The sequence below is a fragment of the Candidatus Nitrosocosmicus sp. R genome (genome assembly GCF_054408505.1).
This window is the reverse complement of the sequence record NZ_CP167090.1, coordinates 63959-90661: the sequence shown is the minus strand read 5'-3', so window position 1 is coordinate 90661 and position 26703 is coordinate 63959. Positions and strand designations below refer to the sequence as shown.

Sequence of the window (26703 nt, the reverse complement as noted above, 5' to 3'; positions counted from 1 at the left end):
TGCTATCATTCATTGTATGCTTGTAATGGATACGATCTCAGGAACAATAGTTCAAAATTCTCTATGGCTAGGAAAATATAGACCAAGTAAATGAAATACAGAATATTTTTTTTGATCTGTCCTATTGGATTTACAGACTTTTTCAAGACAAAGTAGCAAAACCCTACAAAATAATTTATTGATAGTATTTAGATTTAGTTTACATTAAGACATGATCACAATAAACATAGATAGGAAACATTTTGGGTAAGAAATAAGATCCCCTTGCGAAAAAAATTTATGTATTAATTCAATACATCATCTAGTGAGTATATTTTTTTCTATATCAAAATATGATATATCAATCATCCTATCCCTTGTAATAATTTTGTTAGTCACTTCCGTCGGAATAGCACTTACGATTTTGGATCCCATACAGCAGAAACCGTACATGATAAAGGCGCATGCACAAATGATTTCCGAACCAGTTCCCAATCCTACAGCCAGTTTTCCTCTGGGCCATGATAACAATAACCTAACTATGAGTGGACAAAACGAGCCAATGCTAGTATTTGCATCAGGACACTTTGCAAATAACCAGATGGAAAACGGTATAGTAACTTGGATTCAAGGGGGATTATGGAATTTGGAAATCAAAGATTCTAGAGACAAAAATTTGAAAAATTCGAACATGAGTGCAACTTTTAATGCCAATTTTACCATGATAAAACCCGATGGAAGCCTTTCCCATAATCATCTGATTAATAATTTTACCTCAAATAACGTTATTTTTGCTGGAAATGACATCGTAGTTACAGGGTTATCAAGCATACATTCAGATAATGGAACCCAATACGCACAGGTGCCAATTACCATTCACCTTATGGGCAAAAAGGTTTTGGGTTTAATGATTGATGTTAATAAAACTGGAGGTCATTTTTATAGTTCTAATGAAATGTTTGGTACTCTAATCAGCGGAATAGGATTGGATGGTTCTAATACCAACAATACTATTAATTCTAATCCCAGAATTAATTCTACAAATTTGAATCACTCACACGCCTTGGATTAAGTGACCAGTACTATAAACTAAACATAAAATTTTACATCTCTAATAAAATATCTTGACAGGCATAGGCAACGTACCTTGGTCTACATGTTTAAAACTATCTTTAACATGTCGTATCAAGTATATGATGCTAATTCAGTTAAAAGTGCCAGAATTTTGTTGCCAACGCAATTATTGAACGGCAATTCGGCATAAATTTTCTAGTAATAGCTATTAGACAGATAAGCCTATAGTATTTGGAAGTTCGAAGATCATAAATAAGATAACGGTATTTATAGCATGATTTCGTATAATTATATAAAATTGAAAAATTATAGAATAAATGATATTTATTCTTTTAAGCAAAATACAAAATTCTCGATTTCAATATCTTTAATATTTTCTATTTGTTTTCTTATTCCAGGCTCATTTGGTTCGGCCGAGGCACATTTCAGCCACTCTGCTCACTATAATAATGGAGATACAGGAATTGGGGATAAGTACATGGTTCTTCAACAAGTAGAGCCAGAATATACCAAACCAAATGAATTATCGCAGATCCAATTTAGCATTCAAGATAAGCAAGGTAAAGACACGAGCAATTTGGTAGGGATGGTTGAAATTTATTCAACACTTACCAATGAACGGTTGTCTGCTTATCCTTGGACAAGGCTAGCAGTAGGCGATTTCCAAGTTCCATACATATTTCCAAAGGTAGGAAATTATCAAATTGTTCTAAGCATACTAGATGATAATTCCAATAATTCTACTGATGATATCATCAATACAATTCCTCCTGCACGTACAATATTAGGTGATAATTCAAATTGCAACTGTGAAAGAGCCGTATTTAATGTCTCTATAACTGAATCGTTTGGTTTCATTTTTACTACAGTGATTTATGGTTCAGCTGTAGGTGTTATCTTGATTATCGGATTAGTTTTAAGCTGGATGTTTCTAAGCAGAAGAAAAAGCAAAACAAATCCCATATCGAATGATGAATTTATTAAATATTCAGTCTTGTTTTTAGCACTTGGTGCAGCCATAGTTCACCTCGCAGTATATTCGGGGCATGCAACGTTAAGGTATGAATATAGCATATTTCTAATATCCGCCGCAGGTGGACAACTTTTCTATGGGATTTCATATATCTTGCTAATTTTCTCTGATGATAAACTAACGGTCAAAAAAACTGACAAAAAGTATATTTCAAAAGAGTATTACAAAAAATCTTTAATCTTAAACTGGATTGGATTAGTAGGGTCTTTGGTTCTAATAGTCTTATACTTGTACTCAGTCATTTTCCCCCCTCCCCTTTCACCAAATTCAACTCCCGAAGATGTCGATCTTGCCGGAATTATGGCCAAGGCCTTAGAGATAGTATTAGTAATTGGAATCATTTATTTAATGCGAACAGAAAAGAAGAGATATTTATACAGTATTCAGACATACGATGAGAAAAGTACATGATTTTTTATGTAAAAATACTTGTCGATCCACATATCGAATAGATACTAAGATCGAGTGATATCATCTAAGGAACGATTTGATTGATACAGGATAAGACTTTACTCAAGAGGGAAGCACTCAGTAGCCCTGGAAATATTTTTTTGTCCTATGGTTTATTACGATTTATCGATCAATAAAACGCTAAATTCTAAATTCATCTTACAATTCAGACGAGAAAATAAGTAGAGGAGATATGCTTTCTATCATAACAAAGGTTACCCATATTGTATTTGTCGAATTTTAGTCGTCCTCGTCGGTAGTACCATCTGGGTCATCCTCATTGTTTGAGTCTATAAATCTGAAGGAACTCAATATGTGTCTTATTGTTTCTTGACTTTGCTTTGAATCAAATTCATCCACGGTATTTTGATAACTAAGAATATACAAAATTTCATCATGTATCAATAGAATTCTTTCCAAACCTTTGTCAGGAATATTAGTCAATCCCTCCATTGCAGTTAGCACTGACACGGTATCTGAACCATCTATCGCATACCTGTTCTCCTCTATATCTCCTACTACCCTTTCTTCGGGGGGCAAAATTATTTCCACTACTTCCTTTAATCCTCCTAGTTTCTCTGCCATTACTGCATCGGAATTTGATTGAGATTTCATGATTTTGAATGAATTACTACCATTATACACTAGTACATCGGAATATTTTGAAAACCGATTAATTTTCTCCTCAACGTTCCAGTCAGAAGGATATTCAAAACTGATTCCCAACCTATCATCAGAGTAGATAGTATAATTCAAAATGTTTTCAGTGGAATTATTTGATGCCAACGAACCATAGACAATACCATATTCATAATATGTTAGAGTTATTAACCCAAAACAGAAAACAACACTAAAAAGTACCAATACTTTAAGACCATACATCTCATAAATACTATAGACATTAATTTAAAAATGATAACGCAAGATTGTTCATAACATTTTTCTATACAGAAAATATAGTAGCTCCGTCAACGGATCTCACTTTACATATCAACAATTTAGTCTAACCACCTGATCTGGATTTTGCAATTACCATATTCTACATACAAGGATTTTTTACCAATTAATTTTAGACTATTTGTATGGTGAGATGGGCTTTAAGACTTCAAATCGACCGTCACAGTATTATTTATTGTCACTGAAACTTCAACAAAGCTTTACCTTTTCTTCTATTCTAACCATTCATATATTACTTACAAAGTGATTATCAATTAATTCGAAAAATAGATAAGAATAGTTCAAACTATTTGAAAGAGGAAAAATTAAATCTATATCAAAGGTTAGCCCCATATCACGATGAAGAGATAAAATGGACATTGTTGCGTCATTTTCAGAATATTTGAATACCGCATTGAGTTTTGAACCTGCATTAGTATTATCCATAATCATGAGGACTTTAATTGTATCTGGAATTCTTCTTTTTGTGATAAAATGGATTGGAAGTAAAGGAGTCAGTCAATTAACCATTTATCAATTAATCATAATATTGAGTCTTGGAAACATAGTGGCAGAACCTATGATCAATAGTGACACACCTATACTATCTATGGTTACTGTCGTCGTCATCATCATCGTAGTATTCAAGCTGTTAGATTATGTAAGTGCCAAAAACAAAAGGATGGAGAAAATAATAAATCCAGAAGTCATAGAATTGGTCAAAGATGGGCAGATGGATAAGGAGGGAATGATAAAAGCTAGAATAGGCATAAAAGAATATCAATCATTCATGCGATTGGCGGGAATAAGAGACATAAATGAGATAGAAATATCAAATTTAGAGATAAATGGTCAAATAAGTTTCATTAAAAAAGAACGACACGGTTGACGCACAACCAAGGTCATATCTGATAGATTGATAACCAGATCTTTTCATTATAATGACAACACAGCAAGATCATTTGAATAAAGTATGAATGTATTATTATAATAGGATATCAATAATTTCAGAAAGAACTTGTTTGATATGATTTATTTTGGAATATATCCTTTGACGCTGACCCCATCTTCATGCTAATACTTTGACAGCATTTTTTAACATTTAACTTAAGAAAAATAGGGAATGAAAGGTCATGTAAATTGTTGGCACTTACATAAAAGACACCTATGATCGTAAAATTTTGGACCATTAGGTTCATCCCTGTGTTCTTTCTTTGAATGTGTACAATTTTTACATATTAATAATTGAAAACTAGCATCATTCATTACTTATTATTCGCCCTACAAATATATTAATGGTTGGAAAATTACTAGACAATAGTAATTTCTGGCTATATATAAAGACCTCTAGATCTACTAGAATTTGAAAAAGTCCTCTCAAAATGCATTTCTGTTTTACCCCATAAAGGTGACAAGTTATGATTCAAACGTATGTCAAGAATATAGACAATTATGTAGATTATATCGTAAAATCCAGTCTACGAGATCAGGATTGGAAATTCAGCGTATATCGATCGACACGCAATAATTGATTGAGTTTTGGATATGCTGGACTCTGGATTGATAGTAATTCCATCGAGAGACTTCATTTACAAACCACGATTGCTTCCTGCACAAGAAAAAAAAGCGAACTAGTAAAAATATCATCAGCCTGTTGAATTATAGGCGAATCAACCCAAAAATACATTGACTTCTGAAAATACCTCAAATTCCAAAAAAGATAAGGTCAACATTTGAATTTGATGAAAAATTCTATCGCCAAGTCTTTGCAGAAGGCCTTCCCGTTAGATTGCCTTTCAAAATAACTGATTCCCGTGGAAATTAGAACCTAATATAATCTTATATAAGATGAATCCGAATAGTAATTGATGTCTTATAGCAAGAATGATGATGAAGCAACAATTGCAAACGTGCCAAAGCGTACTAAAGGTAATAATCACATGTATTTCCAAAATGAAAATACTCAAAATGAAAATACTCAAAAGAACAATAATACTGATTGAAATTAAACAAAGATAAGATTGTATCTTTCTTACTTCATGAATAAAAAGAAGCATGAGAACATAACAATAGTGTTTTAGATCCATAAAGAAGGATAAAGGATCTTTTATGTCAAATCATCAAAGAACACAAATCAATATTTTACCAAATGAAATAAAGTCATGATCGAAAATAAACGATTGATGATATAAGTACGATAACTAAGAATTTTCAATAATCTGGTAGAATATTTTGTAATAAGCAACGACAATAAAAGATCAAGGCGGGTAGAAAACTGGATTATATTATGCTCCTTTCTGAGAAGTAGTTGCGAATTCATTTACAAGTGCAATAAGTAGCGTATTATATAGGTCAGAGCCAGGTGATATTTCACTCTAAAGAATAAAATTTTACTTTATGTAGGTATAATCATCTATGATTAGTCAAAAAACCCCAATTTACTATTCCAAAGTAAAATTTGACTTGTTATCAATATTTTATACGTTCTTATATGATGAAATGTATATATAAATATGAGAAAACTTATTGAGGTCATTAATAGGAGAAATCAGCTTAATAACCCTAAGAATGGAAACACGAGAATAAGAAATAATACTGAGGGGGTTAGATTCATTGAAACATTTCATAACGGCAGTTGGAGATATTCACGTACATATTAGATTAGATAACTAAATTTAAACTAAAAATAAGATCTTTGTCAATGGATTTGCTTACTATTGTCGCAAATCCATTCCCGCTAAAAAACCTTTAATGTTCATCAAAATCATGACACATTATTTGTTTATTTCAAAGGCCGTTAAATGCAAAGTCAATTCATTACACTGATTAGTAATCATAAATACACACAATTACAACTGAGCGGTCTAGTTCATCTGTATGAAAATAATAAGTAGAATTATCAAAAGATTGTATAGAAGATCTGTTTTTGTTGAAATGCATGATTACCAGAATGAATAAATCATCTAAATCGTAACAAGAAAAAATATCCTTAATCGGTGAATACACTATGTATAGATATCATAAAGTTTTTGTGTCCCAACAACTTTTGTAGACACCGGGTATTCTGTCATGAGGCACATAAATTACGATTTTATCTTTTGAATTAACTAAATAGACATTTTTCCCTTCAAAAAGTACAAAAGTATAATTTTTAAGGAGTATGAAAAACGACATTTAAATCTAAATTAAAGTAAATATACACAAATGTTTGGAAGTTTATGCTTGAATAGTAACCGATCTTGTCAGATTATCGATTATCATTTTGATTTTGGTTATCGATTTTCCAGAATTATGTAAGGATAATAACAAGTTCAACGTATTGAGAACGTAGAGGATGAAGGAATAAAGATGCCAATGCTTATGTTAAAATGTAAAACTTGTGGTATTATTTTTAGTGGAGTATATACAGACAACATGAATGAATTTAGAAATGAGTCTGAGAAGAATCCAAATTCAACATTCAAATGTTCAAAAGGGCATTTAAATAATTATGTGCTTGAGGATTATGTGGACCTGTCATAAATTCAGAATATTTAACTGATCTATCTTAATGATGTTTTTTTGTCTCGACCAAAATATCAAATAACAATGAAAGATGACCAGTAATAAAACATGGTATTAACAATCTTAAACTAGCAATAATTATAGTTACACTAGTTCCAATTTGTACGATGAACCTCATTTTTATTCCATTTAAAGATAATACACGTGTCTGTTAAGGCCTCAAAACTCTGAAGTCAAAAACAAGTTCCAATATCTCTCCAGCAGGATATGACATTCAACAACAGTATTCGATCGTCTAGCAATTGTGAAATCATTTTCATAAATTATTATAGGTAAAATTGACTTTGCAAATTCCATTTCAGCTATTTGCTTTATTTCTCGAAATACTACTAATTAATCCAAAACATCTTTTTTCAGAACATCTACCTGATGGTAGAAATATTATGAAGAAACAGTATTGATGTTTCCTAGTGTCAATAAATACATATACTTTTTAGGTCTTAACCACTGGATTTTGCTTTATATTTTTTATTATTTAATGCCAGCTCATTCACTAATTCATCTATTTGCGCATCAGTATGAGAGACATCGAGTCCTCTTTGTTTGATTTCATTGATTACATCTCCAATAACAATATTGTCTATTTGGATATATCGTTCTAAGATCCTTAAAACCAAGAATGTAGGATGAGGAGCATTCTTAAACAATGGAGAAATTTTACTATATTGATAGTGAAGTGCATCTATTTCAGCGATAGATAGATTATCACATTGTGATGCATCGGATACCTTTTTCTTAGCTTTTTTTAATATCTCTATTTTAGCTGATGGTTTATCTTGTTTATCTTGTTTAACTTGTTTATTCGGCATTTTATTATTGTCGCTCGATGTTATAAGTTATTTTCTTCATTTTATTATTTTCTTAAAGCATCTATTGAATATAAGTTTGTTTTTTACTTGGCTTAATACTTTAATCCTTAATTCATTTGCATATTACATGAATGCAATTATTGGAAAGATATGGTCGTCAAATCTACTTGTAGTATTTTCTAAAATTTATTAAATTCATGATTGGAGAAAAAATCCAGGATGATTCTCCTAAATCATTTTTCAAGATTTCGGAGGAGCAAATAAACACGTACTATACCTAACGAAATATCTGTCGCATTAATAAGAATTCAAATTGACAATAAATGTCTCTTTATGATGGTAGGACTATTCTTTCTTATGTGTTGATAATGTCAGTAGTGTATTCCTTCAAACAGACGGTTTCAAACTCAGTTCATCTTTATTTACCAGGTTTTTTTCGGCTATTGCTTTGTGTAAATAAGCCAAAGACATCATTATACCACTATAATTACAAGTACCTTTCATAAGTTAGATATATAACTTGTTCCTATTAAGTATATCAATATGGATTCCGCACTTGATGCCTTGCAATCGTTCATATAAATTGAAATACAGGAATTTTTTGGGCCATTACCTAAGATAGGTCAATAACATATAAGGATCGATAAGCCTTAATTGCTGAAATTAGTCCAATTTACTAATCCAGAAATAAGTTTACTAGCAAGTCGAATCCATTCCATTTAATTCCATAAATTAATCTAATATCGTAGATAAATTGAAATTTTCTTATTTCTATTCATCATGTCAGAATATGGGTGACCAAAAAACCCAATCGACGGTATTTATGTCGGAAATAGATTTTGTAATCAAACTATGTAATGCATGATATATCGTATGCTATCATAAAGAAAACAAAATTAGCGGGTATGGAGGATAAAAGGTCTTTAACCCAATCATTGAAACGAGAAAGATAGGATCATAGCGAAAAGGTGATGTCTATATATTCAAAGAATCATGTAATAATGAATGAATAACAATAAATCCAATATTTTGGTTCCATTTGATGCGACTGAGCTGTCAATAAAGGCATTAGATAAAGCAAAAGATCTTGCAACAAGCCAGAGTTCTGCCATAATTGTTTTGTATGTTATTGACGATACAAGCTTCTATCCCAAAGAGATTGCAAAATTTATTTCAAATATGGATGATTTAAATAAAACTAGGCACTACTTTGAAAAGACAATTAGAGAGGGAGCCAAGACAATGATTGGAAAGGAGGTAGATAGATTAATCCATGAAGGTGTTGTAGCCAAGTCAATAATTCGGGTAGGTCATCCTGCAGATGAGATCCTTACTGTATCTAAGGAAGAGAATGCAAGCATGATAGTAATGGGTAGTAGTGGATCATTAAAGAAAAGGCATGATAGAAAAGGTATAGGAAGTATTTCTAGATGGATTTCAGAAGTAGCAACGTGTCCAGTAGTTTTGGTAAGATAACCAAGATATAGTAAATACCGGTAAAAAATGTGTAAATATCGATGAATTTATAGCGTTATTACATTTGCTTATATGTCTTGGTTGTTATATACAATCTATTATTATGATGTCTTATAAGTTAGATAAATATGATAAATTTTCGTTAAAAATTCTAATGGTTTCCACCGAATATCCACCCATTCCCGGAGGCGTTGGGAGGTATGCAAAGAATCTCACAGAGGGATTAAAAAGATCAGGTATGAAAGTTTCTGTTTTATGCAACGAGAAGGGAAAAGGAGATTATCTGGGTATTGATCCTGAAAATGGCAATAATTCAAAAATAATACTAGATGTAGTTGATGAGTATGTCCCTGATGTTGTGCACATCCAATTAGAACATGGACTTTATGGACTGAAAATGGACGCCATCAATCCAAGTAAATTAAGTACTAACATAGATGAATTTTATAAAGAATGTAAAATACCTATAATCACTACATTTCATTCTGCATATCCATTACGACAATGGATTGAGTTATCAAAACACCCTAATCTTTTAGATAAAAACATGATTACTTTTCCAGTTAATTTGAGCAAGCAAATAATAGCCTATTGGAAACGCTTTATAAACTACCGATCTTTTAATACAGCAAACAAGCAAAAAATGCAAATGAGTCAGGCCAGTATTGTTTTTTCAAATTATTTGGCCAAATTAATAGCCGAAAATGATGAAAAATCATTGAAAAATTTTACTGTCATATATCATGGTGCAGAGTCAAATTTGAATATGCCTTTAAAGAAAAAGGAGGCAAGAGAAGCATATTCCTTACCACTAAATCGTAAAATAGCTCTATTCTTTGGATTCATGACGCACACAAAAGGCTGGGACATATTAAATAATTTGGTTATTCCAGATGATTGGGCAATGGTAATTAATCAGTCTGAAAATTTATTCAATACGATAAAGCCGTCTTCAATTGATGGTCATGATAACCAGAAAAGAGTTCTTCACACAGAAAGGAAAGATACACAATTTAACAAAATAATTAATTTGAACCGAGGATTCTTAACAGATAAAGAGCTTTCAATTCTTTTTTATGCATGTGATATAATCATTCTTCCCTATACTGTAACTTCAGGTTCAGGGGTAATGTTTGATGCACTGGCTCACGGGTTACCATTCATAGCTACTGATTTAGGTTTCTTTAGAGAATTTGCAAATAAAGGACTGGGAATAGTGGTAAAAAGAAGACCAAATGAATTTGCTAAAGCAATAAAGAAACTCGGAGCGAATTACTCTCATTATACTAAAAGAATTGAGGAATTCAATAGGGAATTAACGTGGGATAATGTTGCGTTGCAGCATTATGCACTTTATACCACTGTTTTAGGCGAGAACGAGGGAATCAAAAACAACCTAGTCCCTTATGCCAGCCCATAATAGAAATTTAATAGTTTTATGCTCAAAGAATTCATATATTAAAGAGATTATTTTTTTAATCTCTGATTATAACATGAAAAGACATGGTTCTGAATTTGTTTTCACTGCTTACTATATTATTTAATAGTTAATGTAAAAGGTAATGATTTGAAGATTTTCTAAATTACATTTTATGAACAATGAAATAATATAATATATGATGATAGTCAGTGAAATTGTCACTCCATTTTTATTAAATCTTACTAAATAAACAGTTTTCTTAATCCTACACTATTTCAATGAGTTAACGACCCTGGGTAGATTAACTATTTTGAAAAATATAATCTACAAGTTCGCTTAATTTGGCCGTTGCAACGCAACACACCTTGTCAGCACCACCATAATAAACAAAAAGTTCTCCATTGATAATGCACGCACCTGTAGGAAAGACCACATTGTTTATATCACCATATTTCTCATATGCTGTAGTAGGCACTAAAATAGGTTCTTTGCTTCTACCAATTATTTTATATGGATCTTCTAAATCCACAAGTGCAGCACCAGCACTATATGTTCTGTCTGCGCTCACACCATGATATATCACTAACCATCCATATTTTGTTCTAACAGGCGGAGGACCAGCACCGATCTTTAGTTCTTCCCATTTTTGTTCCGGCTTCATGAGCAAAGTATGCGTTTCAAAACTTGTCAATGTATTTCCCTCTCCAATCCATATACTAGGTTTATCAATTCCGTATGCGTCACCTACCCAAGAACTTGGTCTATGCAAGCAGAAATACGCCATCTTTTCACTATTCATGGTATTTTTAGAACGCATTTTGGTTGGAAAAAGAACCACGTCTTTGTTATCCATCCCTTCATTCGTAATAATGCCCAGTCTTTCAAATTTGGAATAATCTTTAGTAGTTGCTAGTGCAGTTGATACCATGGGACCTTTTTTTGGACGATCGGGTAATACTACATAAGTAACGTAAACTTGACCGTCAATTTCGGTCAATCTGGGATCTTCGATACCGTATTTTTCGTAGTCGAATGTAGGATTAAACGCAATTCCATCACGCCTGCTAAAGAGGTAACCATCATCACTGGATGCATATCCTATTCTTGAAAGGTAGTGTTCATATTCTCCGATCGCACGATAAAGCATATGAATTTTTTTTCCATCATATAATATGGCACAGTTAAAAACAGCTTCTGATTCCCACCAGTTATTCTTATTGGGAATAAGTATAGGATTATTTGGATATCTCTTTAGGATTTCGGAGTTCAATTGGACGGAGTTCAATTGGGTAAATCGCTAACACAGAATTTATCTTTTGGGATGATGTTGCTCATAATTGGTATAAACATTGAATACGGTTGTTTCCGTGGTATTTAAATAGCATATTAAAAGCAATGTTTTACTGGATGTTTGTTTGAAAGGTGCTTATTTCATATTGACATATAGATGATTGCGATTCTATTCTCATGTAGGAAATTATAAGGAAATGGCAATAATGATGGTAGTATGAATTATCAGAGGAATATTACTTGTACAACTAGAATCAGGCACTCACGTCATTAATGCGAATAATAGAAATGAGACAAAAAAATAACTTTATGTGAATTGCTGGCACTTACAAAATAAACAGCGATGATCATAAAATCTTGGGCCACTGGGTTGTTGTCTATGCTCATCCTTTGAATGGGTACAATTCTTACACATTAACAATTGAATGTTGTCCATATTACTCATACCTTAAGATATACATGATACATATTAAGGATTATCAAAATATAACTAAATAGCATATATAATAAGATAAAAACCAGACCTGAAGTAATTGCAATAGAACCCAACAAAGCTTTCTTTCATTATCTAACCATCATCTCATCCAACAATTCTGAAGAATTGGTGATAGCTGCTAATGGTAATATATTACAAGTAGAGGTTAATCAGAGGAAATCCTTTCTTTTTGACTTTTGGGTATATTTAGATTTAACTTTAGCCTTTATTTCGAATAGATATTATTAGAACATATTTTACCAATTCAAATTTTGATAGTCATTATTTTTATACGATGTATTAATCACAAGATCAAATAAAAAGTGGTGCCATCAGGGTTGAAGAGAGTTTCAAAACACGTATAGAAAAACCTACTAACGTATCTTTGCTATAAGCAAGGCTAGATCATGTTGATATGATGACCAAAATACGAATAAACGCCCCTAACATGAAGTACAATTCTATAAACTGGTAAAAACTTTATTTTTTGGAGATAAAACGATATAAAAATTATGATATTATGTGATGTAGTGAAGGAGATCTAGTTTGTACGTATCTCTGGAGTTTCATAAAATCTCCTGCTAAATTCCTTTGAGATTTCTTCTTCTTTTATAATCTCTCCTCTTCGTCCAGGAGTTCGCATCATTTGCTGTCTAACACTTCTTCTTTCGTCGTCTAACTCATTAAATCCTCTTTCTATATCATATATTTGCTGTTTCTTAGTTCTCAATTCTTGAGAATATCTTTGGCGAAAAGATGTTTCCACATTTTCATTTGATTGTTCTTCAGCTATGACAACGATACTTTCATTTTTTGTCTGATTTATCACAGTGCTTTTATGAAGAGAATCTAATGACAGGAAGGGAAGGTGATTATTATTATAACTTTTTTCTATTACCATATTACTATATACATACCATGTCTCTTAAGTATATTATGATGGATATCGTTTTCAGTTCATGTTAATCATCATTTCAATATCTTTTACAAATGATTCCTTCACATGAACCATTAATTCAGTAGCAAACAGCATGATCTGGAACTAGAATAACGAACAGAATAATTAGGTCATAATTGACCATTTTTGTGTTAACTTTTCAAGGCAATATCTCAGTTTACCCCACCTGATAACTTACATAGCACTATTAAGAGCACATAAAAGAAATTCTATTTTTTATGGACATTGCTCAATTGATGGAAAATAGATTGGATTTGTTTGGGGAATGCTTTAGAAAAATACCATGATAAAACTTCAGAGATAGAAACAAACAGTATTGTAGTAGGTCATAGTTTCTTGCAATTATAGAACAACTTAATTAAATCCAAATTACTCCATAGGATATTGTAGAAATAGAATACGGAAACAATATAGATATTTTATGTTGTCGATGACCAGTACATTGGATGAAAACCTGAATTTGAAATAACCCTACTAATACAAGTGGAAGTAATGAGGAGAAATGATAAATCTTGAACATAAAAATACTTGTATGTCATTTATGATCAATTTGTCCAAATACTTTTTTTACGACATTCTAATTTAATTGGACATTAATCATAGAAGAGAAATATGGAAAGTTTAACCCTATCTAAAAAAGTGCAGATCCACTAAAGAATATGTCTAAATGTGCGTATTATTAATATACTTTGGAATCTATGTTATCTATGATTACTATTGGTAGATATTGTATACGGTATGGGTATAACCGATATAATAAAAGACGCTCCTACAATTTTTAGTATCCTAAGTAAATATATGTCTATAAAGTTTTTTAAATCTAAACCATTTCTCTATGGTTCTGCAGATATTATCAACGTCTGCAATTTGCATTGTTCCCATTGTTACTGGTGGAAAACTAGAAGAAATGAACTAGACGAGTTGAGTCCCGGGGATTGGAAAGAAATAATAAAACAGACCTTTAAAAAACATCATGTCTATGTAGTTACACTCGTTGGAGGCGAGCCAATGATGCGTCAAGATATCATAAAGGTTTTTTGTGATGAGATGCCTAGAAGAATATGTGTAGTAACTAACGGTACTTATCCTTTAGTAAGATTTGACAAGCTTTACTTTTACTGGGTATCTCTTGATGGTACAGAACAAGTTCATGATAGCATTAGAGGAAAAGGCGCTTATTCCAAAACCAAAAAGAATATTTTAGACTATATCTCCGGGCCCGATCGCAATGGAAAACCAGCTTGGAAGGACATTTGGATCACAATGACTATAAATTCTCTGAATTATACCACCATAGAAGATCTAATTGATGAATGGAAAGATACGATAAATAAAATAGGGTTTCAGTTTCATACACCCTTCGCAGATAATGATCCGCTTTGGTTACCATTCGGTGATACAAGAACTGATATAATTAATAATATTCAAAGATTAAGAACTAAATATCCAGACTTTATCATGAACACTGAAAAACAACTAGAACTAATGAAAGGGAACTGGGGAGGGATTAAAACTACCCCCGTGGACTGTCCTTCGTGGGCAATATTATCGTTAGATCATAAAGGAATGTCAAAACAGCCTTGTTGTATTGGAAGCTCCGACAGTAAAGCAATGAAGCCAATATGTGAAAAATGTGGACTGGGATGTTATTCAATACTAGTTGCTCAAGGATTGAAAAATAATTAACAATGATTTGCTTTTTGGCTGACATTCTCTTAAAGAATTAACGGATCTCTAATAACAATGCTCATAAATGTTAACCACTATTAGACACATTATTAGACGCCTTTTGATAGCATCATCATTTATACGTGCATTGAGGTATCACATCAAAAAAGAGGAATATTCTGTTTAAACTTCGGTAAATGTCATTCTACGACTAGCAAATAAATTCAGATAAGATCAAACCACATATACATAGATACCAAACACTTGGAATGAAAATATCATGGATTATCTATCTTTATTATGACAGCAACATCAAGATAAAGTATGATGAATAAAATCTATATTACCATTCTCTGATGTCTAAATTATGACTTTTTTAAATAGTATATTATTAATGTATGGATTAGTTTTTATAGTTTTAACACCCCTTATAGTCCCGATCTGTTAAATTTTTCATTAGCGCAAAGAGGTAATTTTCATTTTGGTAATCAAGGCATGGAGAATGCTGGAGGTCAAATAGGTCAAGGTAATGCGAAAAGTATTGGAGGTGTAGGTTGTCCAACTGGTCCCAAAGGCACATCTAGTATAGGTTGTTCAACTGATGCTAATCATGTAAGCAGTTCCACAGATACCACAAATAATGTAGTGGTTCATCGTCTTCCACTGGTTCATCGTCTTCCACTGGTTCATCGTCATTAGATGGAAAAATATACATAATTCATGGACCGACCGATAAAACTGGTGGTAACCCTTATTCCTCTACTGCATCATGTCACAACGGACTTGAACTTGGGAGGAGGATCCCTATATGATATTACTGATGGAAATGTAATTTCTTATTCTGCAATTCCAGATTCTCTTAGCACATTTACCACCACAATTACTACGAGTTCAAATATGGATTCAGCATTAACTGTACAGGCATATGCTATATGCTACGACAATCGGTAATATTTTTGGCTTGGGCAATGCCAATTCCCAACACATTAGATTAATTTGTTACTTCCATCTTACTTCTCGCACCTATCCATGATAATAAAACTAATTTTGATTATCATTATTTAAGAAGGCAGATCTTTTTGCTACACATCATGATAGCAAGTACATCAAATTATTTTCATTAGTAGCCCACCACGGATATTGTCGTTGCTGGTCCATACAAATCTATAGTTTTCTAGGATAGAAATTAACAATTTCGTATTTTCTGACAAGGAAATGCGAAATTATCTGATTGAATGGAACGATGTAAAAAGAGAATAAATAGATCAGTAGATATCAAGTTTATAAGAGGACACGAAATCATCTCAATAAACAAGATATAAGATATCTTTATTATAATACGATTTGACTAATTCAATATACTATGGAAAAAAACCAAAAAATCATCATAGTTTTATCTATATCAATAATCATCGTAACCACAGTAGTAGTAGGATCGTTTGCCCCATTCGCTTTTGAAGAACAATGTAAACAAAATGCCAGTAAAATCCTAAATAATTTATATTCACTGGAAGGAAATAAGGAAAATTTTCTTGCATCTTATGAAGAAGGGACTATATCAAATCGATCTCAGGTGGAATTACAAAAATTAGATATGGTACTTAGCAATTGTCCTGAGTTAAAATCCACATCTACAAAAGAATCAGATTATGATATTTCTTTTTTACGGGGATAACTTTCACTCTTCATCTTGGAATTTCGCGAAGTGTACAGAATTGATTTGAACTAAAGGGCAGGACCATTTTTACAGGATCTTATGGTGATCTGATGATGAAAATCGATAGACCCTTTGGATATAATCTCATTTTCCCAAGCAAACCGAATCTGAGGTTAAAATATTCAAAATCCTGTTTTCTCAATATTATAAGTTCGCAAGAATCCTTGTTTTACTCGTGGATAGCTTGAAAAGATTAAAATATTTTATGCTGCTCGAATAGCCCTGATATGATGTTATTGTTTGTCATTGCCAATTTATACCAATATATATAAATATCTGAGCGACATAGACACTCTATGAATAAAACAATTAAAGAGGTGGCAAAAATAATGGACAATAAGATAAAAATGGATTCCAATTCAATACAATCGGGCAGGTTAACGAAAGAACAGGTACGAATAATTGAAGAATTTGTAAATGCTTTTAACAAGAGGATATCCATGTTCCTTGTCTCCTAACATATCATGAAAATTAAGTGTATTTTGATATCATTGGTAGTATCCCTATGTGAAAATGGACATATCGCTTTAATATAAGCATTGTTAACATTTCAGATGCAAAAAACCATGTATCAACCAAGTTATTTATTGCAATTGCAGGGATTATGGCTATTGGAATTTTTTCCAGTACTTTTTCAAATCCGGACTCAAATGGTCTAGATTCAGAACCTAATAACAAAGATAATTTATTATGGCAAGAATCAAATAATTCAAATACAAATACAGTGAATGCAAAACAGATCTATTCTAGTCATGGCAATATCATAGATCAAACAATAATTGAGAGCGGAATAAATGGGACAAAGGTTCAGGTTTCTTACGAAGGTATTGGGCAATTTACTGACGGAGGACCCAAGGTTACTGGATACTGGATTTATATAAACAACCATAGATCCGATGGCGTAATTCAAGGAGAAGGAAACGGCAAACTAGTTTATAATGAGAATAATAATACCAATTCAAAGCACGATTCTGTCAAAATGAAAGGATACGGTCGTGGGTTTACAGATTCAAATGGGAATATCATGTTTTATCCTACTGCACAACTATACGATCCACAGTTAAATGATAACGGTTCGCTTACATTTCTCAATAAAGTTATCGGCATAGCAGATTGGGATATAGACAATGAGCTAAATACTTACAATTATACGATGTGGAACCTAGAAGTTAACTGATTTATTTTTCGGTATATCTGGATCAAAGAAATATTCAAGGTGATCTGGCAATAACACATCCATAACAGAATAGAAATTCCGTAATATGCGTTATGTGAAGGTGGATAAGAAAGTAATAATGATGACAGCATTTCGAACTAGTTTTTGGTAATATCGTGGACTAGATCCTATGGGAGAAGTTTCTATAATAATACTTATGCCAGTCTCTCGCGTCTCTCCACTATATCTATCGAGGCAATATCCGGTGATCTATTTTCAGTCAAACATTTAATATTGTGCCACGAAGAAATAGACGGATGAAGTTTCTTGTATTATTCTCTGCCTGATACTCGAATTATAGGAAGAACGACATTATATTTTTCTTGATAATGATTGTTACGATATCGCCATAAATTAATCGATGAATGAGAACAACTTGTTGAAGTTACTGTCAGAATAAAAAACAATTGATCTTTTTTGTGTTTTGGATTAATATAGGTAAATTAAAACACTCATTATATCAATAGATGATGCGCGATTAAGCAATAGATTGTTAATCGTAATCAAGCGAAGTATTATTATAACATTCAAACCTAATTTTACTATTGTGAAGCAGAAAAATACCCTGTATGTTCTATTTGTGTTAGGTATTTTATTTAGCTTAATCATACATAATAATACAAGTATTAGTTCTGATTCTACTTTTTTCCAAAATGCGTATGGTCACAATTTTCCTCCAAATAATTATGCTTCATTTGTAGCATCTCTAGATCAATTTCAGACAGAATCGAATCTTGTTCAGTCAAATCTTCTAAATAATAATATAACTTTGGCTCAAAAACATGCAGATGAAGCTGTTAGTATTTTTTACTGGGACTTGTTGGTAGAAATAGTTAAACAGGATAAAAAAATTGGAGATGATCTCAAATTAGCTGTAGAAGATTTGCGCAACCTAACATCTTCATTTTCAAATACCCCTACATCAGTTCAAGGCGAAAAACAAAAACTAGAACAATCAAACCAATTAGTTACAAGTATCAATACGAATGTAGACAAAGTCATAACCCTAGCGGAAACTAAAAAGCAAGCGGAAGATTCTAACTTTCTAAATCAAGTTACCACGTTCATATCAAATATATTTAGTCCGAAAAAGGATAACAACAGTGGCTCAATCCATCCTATGAGATTTGCTGATGGGGTAGACGAGGTATTAAGGAATTATGGTGATGCTTATAGTGTTGAATTTGATATGACCGATATGGGAAATATGGGAAATATGAACAACGGGTCTATGGTTGAAAATAGTAATAGTTATAATTCTAGTAACAATAACAACATGGATATGAACAAGATGATTGATATGTCACCAACAATGAAGGATTCGGATACCAAAATGAATACAAATAAACCCATAGTAAATATGGCAAATTATCAAAGTGCAAAAGGGATGGCTGAAAAACTATTGGATATATTTAATAAAGAACTTAAACCCATTATATCCCAAAATAGGACCTCCACCTATGGTACTAATCTGGAAAGTGGTATCATGCAGCTTGTAAATTCGCTAGATTCCAAAGTCTCACCAACGGATATAATGATGATCGTTCACACACAGATTCATCCTAATTTGATAAAAGCTTTTGACTTGCAGATTCTTTCAAATACGCAATAATCAGAGGAAAATTTTTATTTTTATTTGGTTTAGAATAGGCTATTAAATTATTCACAGTCGATTTGTTTGACCTATAATCAGCCATGTGGGTATCTATCAATGGTTATAACGAGATGTATAGAATTTGGTGTTTAGTAGATATCTCAAGTAACATGTAAGTAGGATTTCAAATTGCTGTTCACAGTAGTATTTTGCGTATCGTATCATGATAATTAGCATTTGATAGCTTAACTTTTTAAGGGTTGCATATAGGACGCACCAACCAACAACTAACCAAGCATATTGTACTTATACGATATCAGAAATGGTATATAATATTCAATATTGGTAAATAACTAGATAATCTATTTGGTAATTTTTATCTTTTTCATTCAAAATACTTTCCTGGAAATCACCACGCACTTAATCAGGATGACACCCTATTACAACAAAAAAAGGAACGTTCACAAATGAAAAAAACAGACTTAATTCTATTAATGAACCTTTTGTATAAATAATTGGATTCACTGATACCAAAAATATCTAAAGTAATATGAGAAGAGGGAAAAAATAAAAGTTTTTGTAGTGATATATACGTAATCCTACCTATGAGCCTAAGAATCTTGCGGATCAACCCAATTACTGATTGGTTGTGGATAACCACTATCCATCGTTGCACCCTGGCCCACGTAAAATGTAAGGCGAACGTACTGGTCGCCTTTTAAAAGATATAACTTATTATCTTCACTGAGAAAGGAAGCATCAATATCCGAGGTAAAATTATGAGCTAATGATTCTTCTATAGGTACATTGAATGGCGATATTAATGACATGACAATAAGAAATGATAAGAATAAAAAGTATTTTTGATACCCCATATGACTACTTTATGAATAAAATAGATAAAGTTTATGGAACGATATTCTTAGCAATTAGGAAACTTGGGATTGTACCTTACACTCAGTTAGATTATACGTTGCCATCTGAAGTAGCACGAATGTATCAATTGATGTAAACCTCATACCAAATCAGCGGTTAAGAAACAGATTTAATTCTTTTGAAACACCATATTAATTTTTTAATCAATGGCTGTTCTTAGTACTCAAAGTGAAATTTTATTAATCACACTTAATTTTTAATCCCATTAGTAACAAATGGATAATCATGCTGTTCCTCTTCAGAAACTAGATTTCTATCTGATCCGCGACATCAATAAACCTAACTGCTACCCAAAAGCAATTGCAAAATCCAAATAACAATTGGATAATTCAATACATCTATTGAACTAAAATTCAGATTCCCGTATTCAGTGATCTCATTCTACATCATGTTTCAACTTTGCAAGCAAGTCTATGGCATCCACAGAAAATTTGGTTATCCAGCGATCATGTAATTCTCGAATAGGAAGAAGATTAATGTAATTCCAGCGATATTTTCCACTATGTTTAACTATAATCAAACCAGCCTTTTCTAAGACGTTCAAATGTTGCATTACCGTACATCTATCCATTTTTTTTAAGATAAGACACAATTCTGAGGTTGTATGTGGTTTATCCTTAATCAAATCAAGGATTTGACGTCTGCCAGAATGACCCAGTGCCTTAAAAACGTGGTCATAGTGGCTCTCTGAATACATGTTACATTTATATAACATATACTACTAATAAACCTTCTAACGGCGTATATGTATGAATTTGAAATTTAGAGTGCAAGCCAAAATAAAAAAGCCTGTCGAGGAAGTATATAACGCAGTCTACGATCCAAAGAAATTAAGCAAATATTTTACTACAGGTGGAGCAAGTGGCCCACTCGATGAAGGAATGGAGGTCATGTGGGATTTTCATGATTATCCTGGTGCTTTTTCAGTATATGTAAAACAGACAATTAAGAACCAGAAAATCGTTTTTGAATGGGCTAGTGCAGTAGAATCTAATCGCTTGACAGTAGAGATGGATTTTGAACGACTTGGAGATGACACGACGCTAGTAACAATTTCAGAGGCAGGTTGGATAAATGAAGACCAGCCATCATTAGATGAATCATACAGTAACTGCCAAGGTTGGACTCAAATGGTTTGTTGCTTAAAGGTATATTTGGAATACAATAAGAATTTAAGGGAGTTCTTTTATTAATATTTACTGAGTTTCCAAGCAAAGTAGGACCCTGTTTTCTATTTTTATAATTGTTCTAGAGACAAAAAATTGCAAGTGATATAAAATAGAACACTCTTAATTTGGGGATCAGTAAGATGTGAACTTATCGATATTTAACTTGTACAAATGTAACTATCTCCATGAAATAATTGATTTATTTTATAAATCAGAGTGGAATCCTAACTTCAGTTGTATGCATATTAAGAACAGGTAACGTAATTGTCGACTGCGTTAATAAGAGTCTATATGATGTCTACCATTTAACACTAACTTGTTAGAGTTTTATGCGCAACTTCAAAAGTAAAAAAAGATCTGAGATATAAAAGGATTCAAGGAATGAATTTTAGTCGCTAGAATAATTACCAGTTATAGAGGTTATTAAGATATGGAATTATCAAATAAAAGAAGATATATTTATTACTTATTGAAAGTTTGATGTACTCAATTCGCTATTCCTAAGATTGACTGATTCTCAAAATGATTTTTTATATCCTCAGGATCAAAGTAAATGTCAATTTTTTCCTGTGATAAAGCAATTACTGTGGGTTCATTTGTAACTGTACCATCCCTCATGGTTATAGTTGAAGTACCATTAAGGTGGATCGTTTGGTTTTCAATAACTGGTGACCCTATTAATTTGAAATCATTTATCTCATGTTCATGTTCATGTCCCGCACTCCCATTTGGTTTGGCCATTTCTATAATGGCAGTCAAGCTGGGAGATGATGTATTTATTCCAATCATTGACCAGTTACCAGAATTTATCCAAGTTGTGTTTCCTGAAGAATCAGTCTGAGTGTGATTGAATACGCCGGCTTTAGTATCCCTACCTGTCCATCTGCAACAGAAGAAGTACTAGTCAAAATAACCATTCCAGCTATTAAAAAAATAGATAAACTAAACGAAAAGATAATTCTCCCTCTAAGCTTTGTTGTGGTAAAATTCTGATGAAAATCCATTTTTTATATTAGTACATACTAATATAATTTTCTTACCTATTTGTTTGCTCACCTAGTTACTATATACTAGTATTTCTCGTTACCAAATTCAGATTTATTTAGTCATAATCGTTGTAAGCACAGAAATTTTCTACCCGATAGATCAACAAATGGAGATATAAAGTTACGAAATGTTTTAGCTCAGTAACAAGGTTTACCGTATGTGAATACATTGAAAAACATTATGACTTGATGAAACTCATGAATAATTTTAGGTCGTGATTAAATTGAAATACCAGGTTAATTCCATTCATTTATTTATTTGTCTAGATGGGTTCAGCGAATCTCGTTAGTAAATACAAAAGGGATCAATAAAATTTCAGTGGAAACCAAACAACGCTCTATTGTTTAATTTGTACTACTTTTTGTACCTTAATCATTTTTATCTATATTTTCAGTACTATGAAAATGAGCCATAAAACTTGATCATGACTACTAGATAAAATGGTCTTTGAAATAAGTATTTAAGCGGATTAATCGATATATAACTCATGGAATTGAGGAAAGAATTATCTATAAATAAAATAAAATTTATTTCTGGGAAAATTTCGACATCAACTCTTGTAAAATTATCTCCATCTCTAGGCAAGAGGTTGAACTAAAATTGCAAATGACAAAGTTATTGTTACCACTGCCTGAATCTAGTAATCGTGATAATTTTCAAAACTATGCGGAACTTCTTCACGCTGATCACATAATTCCAAATCAGACAACTAATTTAAAAATGGGTTATAATTACTTTTCATTAAATTCAAAACAGAAAACGGACCCTCATATTGATGATGAGGAGTTTATAATAGCTATCAATGATGTTCGTAATAACGACAAGAAAATTCTATCTTTGCTACGAAAAGAAATGTGGTCAACATATTCATTTAAGGCTCTCGAGAGAAAACTTGATATTCACCAACAAAGTCTATCAAGGGCTTTAAAGAGACTTTTGGACTTGAACCTAATTGAGAAAACATCATCAGGGTACAAGTTGGTTGAAGGAAGTGCGTATAACTTCAATCAAATATTAGAAGATAATCTTTTAAATGAAGAGCTAGAAATAGATAAATCAAAAAAACTTAGAAAATATAAGCAATTAATCCAGATATATATGCCTGTAAAGGGTAACATCGAACCCATCGTAGATCATTTAACCGGGAAATGGTTTGGCATATTAAGATGGTTCGGCATGATAAAAAAAGAAACAGGTTTTAGACTTCAATGGATAGTAGTAGACAAAAACAGCAACAATAAAATATTTCAGATTAATGTTAATATTCTGTCAGAATATATTATTGTAGAATCCGATGCCGTTTCTGATAGTGAGAAAGTGGAAGCTATGTATTACTCAAACAGGATAATTGAGGAAATAATAAAAATTCTGCAAGAGAACTTACTTGAAGAAGTTATACCAGAAAAGGAATACACGCCTGTTTACACTAATGACATTAAATTTTCGCATAATAGGAAATAAGTGACGAAATATCAAATTCATTTTGTTAGGACTTGCACCTAAACTGGGAATTAAGATATTATAAGATACAAGATTTCAAATAATCAATCTATTTTTTCGTGCGTTATGACCTACAGGTTTTGAATAAAATAGCAAAAAAAATGTGTTTATGAATCATTACCACGTATAATGAATTGATTGATATCAAGGTATCAACATTACATTATGTTAGAGATCCTTTCTTAATTTTGTAAATCCTTTTGACGTAACTATCCCCGACTCAACTACCGGTTTTTCTCCGATTGCTTTTTCTATAGCTTCATTTGACAATTTCAATGCCTGTTCAATATTCATATTTGTGTCATAGCCTTTTTGAATCACGTCTAGTGCCACATCTGAAGAGTGACCTATTGCAAACCCACCTCCTTTCAAATAAGTTCCACTGGGGTCAACTCGGTACAAATGTATCCCATTTTCATCTACGCCAGCAATGATTATTGAAGCCGCTTGTGGTCTTACAGCATAAATTGTGTAATTGTGTAAATAAGTACTTAGATGTTTTGTGATAGATCTTATGTCGATAGAGCTATCATATGAAATGCGATGTTTCTGTCCTTGTAACCTTATTTCTTCTATTAAATGTTCTATATCTGCAATATAGCCTGCTCCAGTCGCTCCTATGTGCTTATCAATTACAAATATTTTTTCATTAGGATCCACTAAGGGCAAAGTGGGTTTGATATGACTTGAAATGAGGGCGAATTCTGGAGTTTTTAACCCAATAGTTGTTGAACCCTTATTTACCGCCTCTAGAGCATTATCTACTAGTACCAGGCGACCACCTTGTCCATAGTAGTATGGATATCTACTGTTATTCCCAAAACTATAAGGAGAACCTGCAGAATTATTATCTTCAGACATTTTCTGTTATCTTCCTACTCCTTATAATACAACCCGTTCGGCTGCTACCAATTTTGGTATGACTAAAACATCTATCCCGTTGCCAGAGCCGGGGTCTCGTTCCATAGCCGCTGCAACAGCCTTTTTAGCAATTTCCTTTGCTTCGTCGTTTGTAATATCAAAATGGTAAAGGCTTTCAAGAACTCCATAAGCTATGGGGGCTCCCGAACCTGATGCAGCATAATCTTCATTTGTAATCCCACCACTCATATCTGCAACATTTACATGTGATCCGCTGGTATCTACGCCTGCTACTAGTAACTCGACGTAATATGGTTGATAATTCTTTAGCCCCGAGTAGGCGAGATTTGCGATTAGTCTTGAAGATTCTTTTACACTCAATGGAAATCCCCTCCGTAGTTCTATCAATTTTCTCTCCGCTGCAGTAATTTTGATTAAATGTTCTGCATCAGATAACTGTCCTGCAATAGCAATTGCAAGAGTATCATCTATTTTAGAAATCTTTTGTACGATCTTTGGATCCTATAAAGAAACCCTTACTGGCTCGTTTATCAGATGCAAGTACTACTCCCTCAGTTGTTTTAATTCCTATTATAGTAGTCATTTTGTTATAGTATTATAGAGAATGGTCGAATTTATTGACCAAGTTTGATATAAATTGGTCACAGTTTGACTTTATTTGTTATCAAGACTTATTGACAAGAACTGTATGATTGAATTTAATGTATATCACATATCAGATACCTAAGAGGGCATCATTAGAGCTTATCAACAAATGTTTTCTAAAGCCATAAACCCTAACCCAGCTATTAATCGATCCTACTCATCTATCAAACAAATAAATATCTCCTGACGATGGACTAAGGAACGCAATGAGGTTAAGGTTATTAAATGAAATATCAATATACTGCTACGACATCTAACTAAAACCATTAAATGATAAATAGTTCACAACAGGAAAAAAAATTAAGAGCAAATAGGATGGGTAGAATATTTAACACATTCTACCTGGTTTGCAATTACTGGGATCAAAGATATGATGTTTTTCAGTCCAGCTCTGATGATGACTATGATGATCTGCATGATGAGGATGAGTATGGGTCACGGTATGAGTATGACCGTTGTGAGTAAAGAAGTGAGTATGTTCATCTAAATATTGACCATCGTTATCAGTTGTAATTTTACCGAGAATATCAGAAAGTTCCCCTATTATTGCAGTTAGTTGAGCGGTTGATACTGTTGAATTACTAGTTGATACAGTATTTTGTGCTTGGGTTAAATTTGCGATCAATTCAGCAAGTACCTGACTATTTTCTTGATTATTAGATTGAGCAGAAACTTCATTGTTTGATGTCCACCCTCCAAATGTTATACCAATTGTTACAAAAAGCATGGATATGATTGCTGATTTCAGGAAGATAATGTTCTTCATTTCAATTTAAATACTCTATAGGTTATATTTAAAGAAAATTACGACTATTGTATCAAATAAATTCATATAGATACACAAATAATTCAAAAGATCTTACAC

The 26703-nt window shown here is 32.3% G+C and carries 26 protein-coding genes and 1 pseudogene; 16 read left to right on the top strand and 11 right to left on the bottom strand.

Features of this window, described 5'->3' with window-relative positions; translation table 11 throughout:
• Positions 1 to 304: 304 nt before the first annotated feature.
• Together AAGU22_RS00455 and AAGU22_RS00450 are read left to right on the top strand one after the other, a co-directional pair.
• Positions 305 to 1051, top strand: coding sequence for a hypothetical protein (locus AAGU22_RS00455; RefSeq protein ID WP_458720284.1), 747 nt, complete (start codon positions 305 to 307; stop codon positions 1049 to 1051).
• A 300-nt stretch (positions 1052 to 1351) separates the two neighbouring features.
• Positions 1352 to 2497 carry a hypothetical protein gene (locus AAGU22_RS00450; protein WP_458720283.1) on the top strand — a complete coding sequence of 382 codons (1146 nt, stop codon included), beginning with the start codon at positions 1352 to 1354 and terminating at the stop codon, positions 2495 to 2497.
• 279 nt (positions 2498 to 2776) lie between these two features.
• On the opposite strand, the gene AAGU22_RS00445 is transcribed toward AAGU22_RS00450, so the two are convergent.
• Entirely contained in the window at positions 2777 to 3418 is a 642-nt protein-coding gene (locus tag AAGU22_RS00445) for a PsbP-related protein (RefSeq protein ID WP_458720282.1), read from the bottom strand.
• 427 nt (positions 3419 to 3845) lie between these two features.
• Between AAGU22_RS00445 and AAGU22_RS00440 the strand changes: the two genes are divergently transcribed.
• Together AAGU22_RS00440 and AAGU22_RS00435 are read left to right on the top strand one after the other, a co-directional pair.
• Entirely contained in the window at positions 3846 to 4361 is a 516-nt protein-coding gene (locus tag AAGU22_RS00440; RefSeq protein ID WP_458720281.1) for a DUF421 domain-containing protein, read from the top strand.
• Between the two features lie 979 nt (positions 4362 to 5340).
• Positions 5341 to 5475: a hypothetical protein gene (locus AAGU22_RS00435; protein WP_458720280.1), complete on the top strand. Its 135-nt coding sequence runs from the start codon at positions 5341 to 5343 to the stop codon at positions 5473 to 5475.
• A 2001-nt stretch (positions 5476 to 7476) separates the two neighbouring features.
• Here the strand turns inward: AAGU22_RS00435 and AAGU22_RS00430 are convergent.
• Complete coding sequence (locus AAGU22_RS00430) at positions 7477 to 7845, bottom strand: hypothetical protein (protein WP_458720279.1); 369 nt, start codon at positions 7843 to 7845, stop codon at positions 7477 to 7479.
• A gap of 1005 nt (positions 7846 to 8850) precedes the next feature.
• Here AAGU22_RS00430 and AAGU22_RS00425 point away from each other — a divergent pair.
• Complete coding sequence (locus AAGU22_RS00425; protein WP_458720278.1) at positions 8851 to 9321, top strand: universal stress protein; 471 nt, start codon at positions 8851 to 8853, stop codon at positions 9319 to 9321.
• Between the two features lie 103 nt (positions 9322 to 9424).
• Entirely contained in the window at positions 9425 to 10741 is a 1317-nt protein-coding gene (locus tag AAGU22_RS00420) for a glycosyltransferase (RefSeq protein WP_458720277.1), read from the top strand.
• 301 nt (positions 10742 to 11042) lie between these two features.
• On the opposite strand, the gene AAGU22_RS00415 is transcribed toward AAGU22_RS00420, so the two are convergent.
• Complete coding sequence (locus AAGU22_RS00415; protein ID WP_458720276.1) at positions 11043 to 12026, bottom strand: glycoside hydrolase family 130 protein; 984 nt, start codon at positions 12024 to 12026, stop codon at positions 11043 to 11045.
• Between the two features lie 1021 nt (positions 12027 to 13047).
• Positions 13048 to 13407: a hypothetical protein gene (locus tag AAGU22_RS00410; protein ID WP_458720275.1), complete on the bottom strand. Its 360-nt coding sequence runs from the start codon at positions 13405 to 13407 to the stop codon at positions 13048 to 13050.
• 795 nt (positions 13408 to 14202) lie between these two features.
• Here AAGU22_RS00410 and AAGU22_RS00405 point away from each other — a divergent pair.
• The 7 genes from AAGU22_RS00405 (at position 14203) to AAGU22_RS00375 (ending at position 19677) form a co-directional block, all read left to right on the top strand.
• Complete coding sequence (locus AAGU22_RS00405; protein WP_458720274.1) at positions 14203 to 15150, top strand: radical SAM protein; 948 nt, start codon at positions 14203 to 14205, stop codon at positions 15148 to 15150.
• 477 nt (positions 15151 to 15627) lie between these two features.
• Complete coding sequence (locus AAGU22_RS00400) at positions 15628 to 15831, top strand: hypothetical protein (RefSeq protein WP_458720273.1); 204 nt, start codon at positions 15628 to 15630, stop codon at positions 15829 to 15831.
• Positions 15832 to 15852: 21 nt separating this feature from the next.
• Positions 15853 to 16083 carry a hypothetical protein gene (locus AAGU22_RS00395; protein ID WP_458720272.1) on the top strand — a complete coding sequence of 77 codons (231 nt, stop codon included), beginning with the start codon at positions 15853 to 15855 and terminating at the stop codon, positions 16081 to 16083.
• Positions 16084 to 16495: 412 nt separating this feature from the next.
• On the top strand, positions 16496 to 16807 hold the full coding sequence (locus tag AAGU22_RS00390) for a hypothetical protein (protein WP_458720271.1): 312 nt from the start codon (positions 16496 to 16498) through the stop codon (positions 16805 to 16807).
• A gap of 338 nt (positions 16808 to 17145) precedes the next feature.
• Positions 17146 to 17307, top strand: a complete 162-nt coding sequence (locus AAGU22_RS00385; protein ID WP_458720269.1) for a hypothetical protein — start codon at positions 17146 to 17148, stop codon at positions 17305 to 17307.
• A 146-nt stretch (positions 17308 to 17453) separates the two neighbouring features.
• The gene (locus tag AAGU22_RS00380) at positions 17454 to 18026 is read left to right on the top strand and encodes a hypothetical protein (protein ID WP_458720268.1); all 573 of its coding nucleotides are present in this window, start codon (positions 17454 to 17456) and stop codon (positions 18024 to 18026) included.
• A 586-nt stretch (positions 18027 to 18612) separates the two neighbouring features.
• Positions 18613 to 19677 carry a hypothetical protein gene (locus AAGU22_RS00375; protein ID WP_458720267.1) on the top strand — a complete coding sequence of 355 codons (1065 nt, stop codon included), beginning with the start codon at positions 18613 to 18615 and terminating at the stop codon, positions 19675 to 19677.
• A gap of 593 nt (positions 19678 to 20270) precedes the next feature.
• On the opposite strand, the gene AAGU22_RS00370 is transcribed toward AAGU22_RS00375, so the two are convergent.
• Positions 20271 to 20489, bottom strand: coding sequence for a hemopexin repeat-containing protein (locus tag AAGU22_RS00370; protein ID WP_458720266.1), 219 nt, complete (start codon positions 20487 to 20489; stop codon positions 20271 to 20273).
• Positions 20490 to 20500: 11 nt separating this feature from the next.
• On the opposite strand from AAGU22_RS00370, the gene AAGU22_RS00365 reads away from it, so the two are divergent.
• Positions 20501 to 20671 (top strand): hypothetical protein, encoded by a 171-nt coding sequence (locus AAGU22_RS00365; protein ID WP_458720265.1) that lies wholly within the window; start codon positions 20501 to 20503, stop codon positions 20669 to 20671.
• A gap of 300 nt (positions 20672 to 20971) precedes the next feature.
• On the opposite strand, the gene AAGU22_RS00360 is transcribed toward AAGU22_RS00365, so the two are convergent.
• Entirely contained in the window at positions 20972 to 21292 is a 321-nt protein-coding gene (locus AAGU22_RS00360; RefSeq protein WP_458720264.1) for an ArsR/SmtB family transcription factor, read from the bottom strand.
• Positions 21293 to 21344: 52 nt separating this feature from the next.
• Between AAGU22_RS00360 and AAGU22_RS00355 the strand changes: the two genes are divergently transcribed.
• Positions 21345 to 21788, top strand: coding sequence for an SRPBCC family protein (locus AAGU22_RS00355; RefSeq protein WP_458720263.1), 444 nt, complete (start codon positions 21345 to 21347; stop codon positions 21786 to 21788).
• A 462-nt stretch (positions 21789 to 22250) separates the two neighbouring features.
• Here AAGU22_RS00355 and AAGU22_RS00350 read toward each other — a convergent pair whose 3' ends face one another.
• Both AAGU22_RS00350 and AAGU22_RS00345 read right to left on the bottom strand, forming a co-directional pair.
• Positions 22251 to 22553, bottom strand: a complete 303-nt coding sequence (locus AAGU22_RS00350) for a hypothetical protein (RefSeq protein ID WP_458720262.1) — start codon at positions 22551 to 22553, stop codon at positions 22251 to 22253.
• A 17-nt stretch (positions 22554 to 22570) separates the two neighbouring features.
• A complete protein-coding gene (locus AAGU22_RS00345) occupies positions 22571 to 22768 on the bottom strand; it encodes a hypothetical protein (protein ID WP_458720261.1) in 198 nt (65 codons plus the stop codon).
• Positions 22769 to 23417: 649 nt separating this feature from the next.
• Between AAGU22_RS00345 and AAGU22_RS00340 the strand changes: the two genes are divergently transcribed.
• Positions 23418 to 24272, top strand: coding sequence for a MarR family transcriptional regulator (locus AAGU22_RS00340; RefSeq protein ID WP_458720260.1), 855 nt, complete (start codon positions 23418 to 23420; stop codon positions 24270 to 24272).
• Positions 24273 to 24479: 207 nt separating this feature from the next.
• Here the strand turns inward: AAGU22_RS00340 and AAGU22_RS00335 are convergent, their stop codons facing one another.
• From AAGU22_RS00335 to AAGU22_RS00325, 3 genes and pseudogenes are all read right to left on the bottom strand, one after another.
• On the bottom strand, positions 24480 to 25172 hold the full coding sequence (locus AAGU22_RS00335) for an Ntn hydrolase family protein (protein WP_458720259.1): 693 nt from the start codon (positions 25170 to 25172) through the stop codon (positions 24480 to 24482).
• A gap of 21 nt (positions 25173 to 25193) precedes the next feature.
• Positions 25194 to 25776 (bottom strand): annotated as a pseudogene (locus tag AAGU22_RS00330) (Ntn hydrolase family protein).
• A 390-nt stretch (positions 25777 to 26166) separates the two neighbouring features.
• The gene (locus AAGU22_RS00325) at positions 26167 to 26604 is read right to left on the bottom strand and encodes a hypothetical protein (RefSeq protein ID WP_458720258.1); all 438 of its coding nucleotides are present in this window, start codon (positions 26602 to 26604) and stop codon (positions 26167 to 26169) included.
• Between the last annotated feature and the right edge of the window lie 99 nt (positions 26605 to 26703).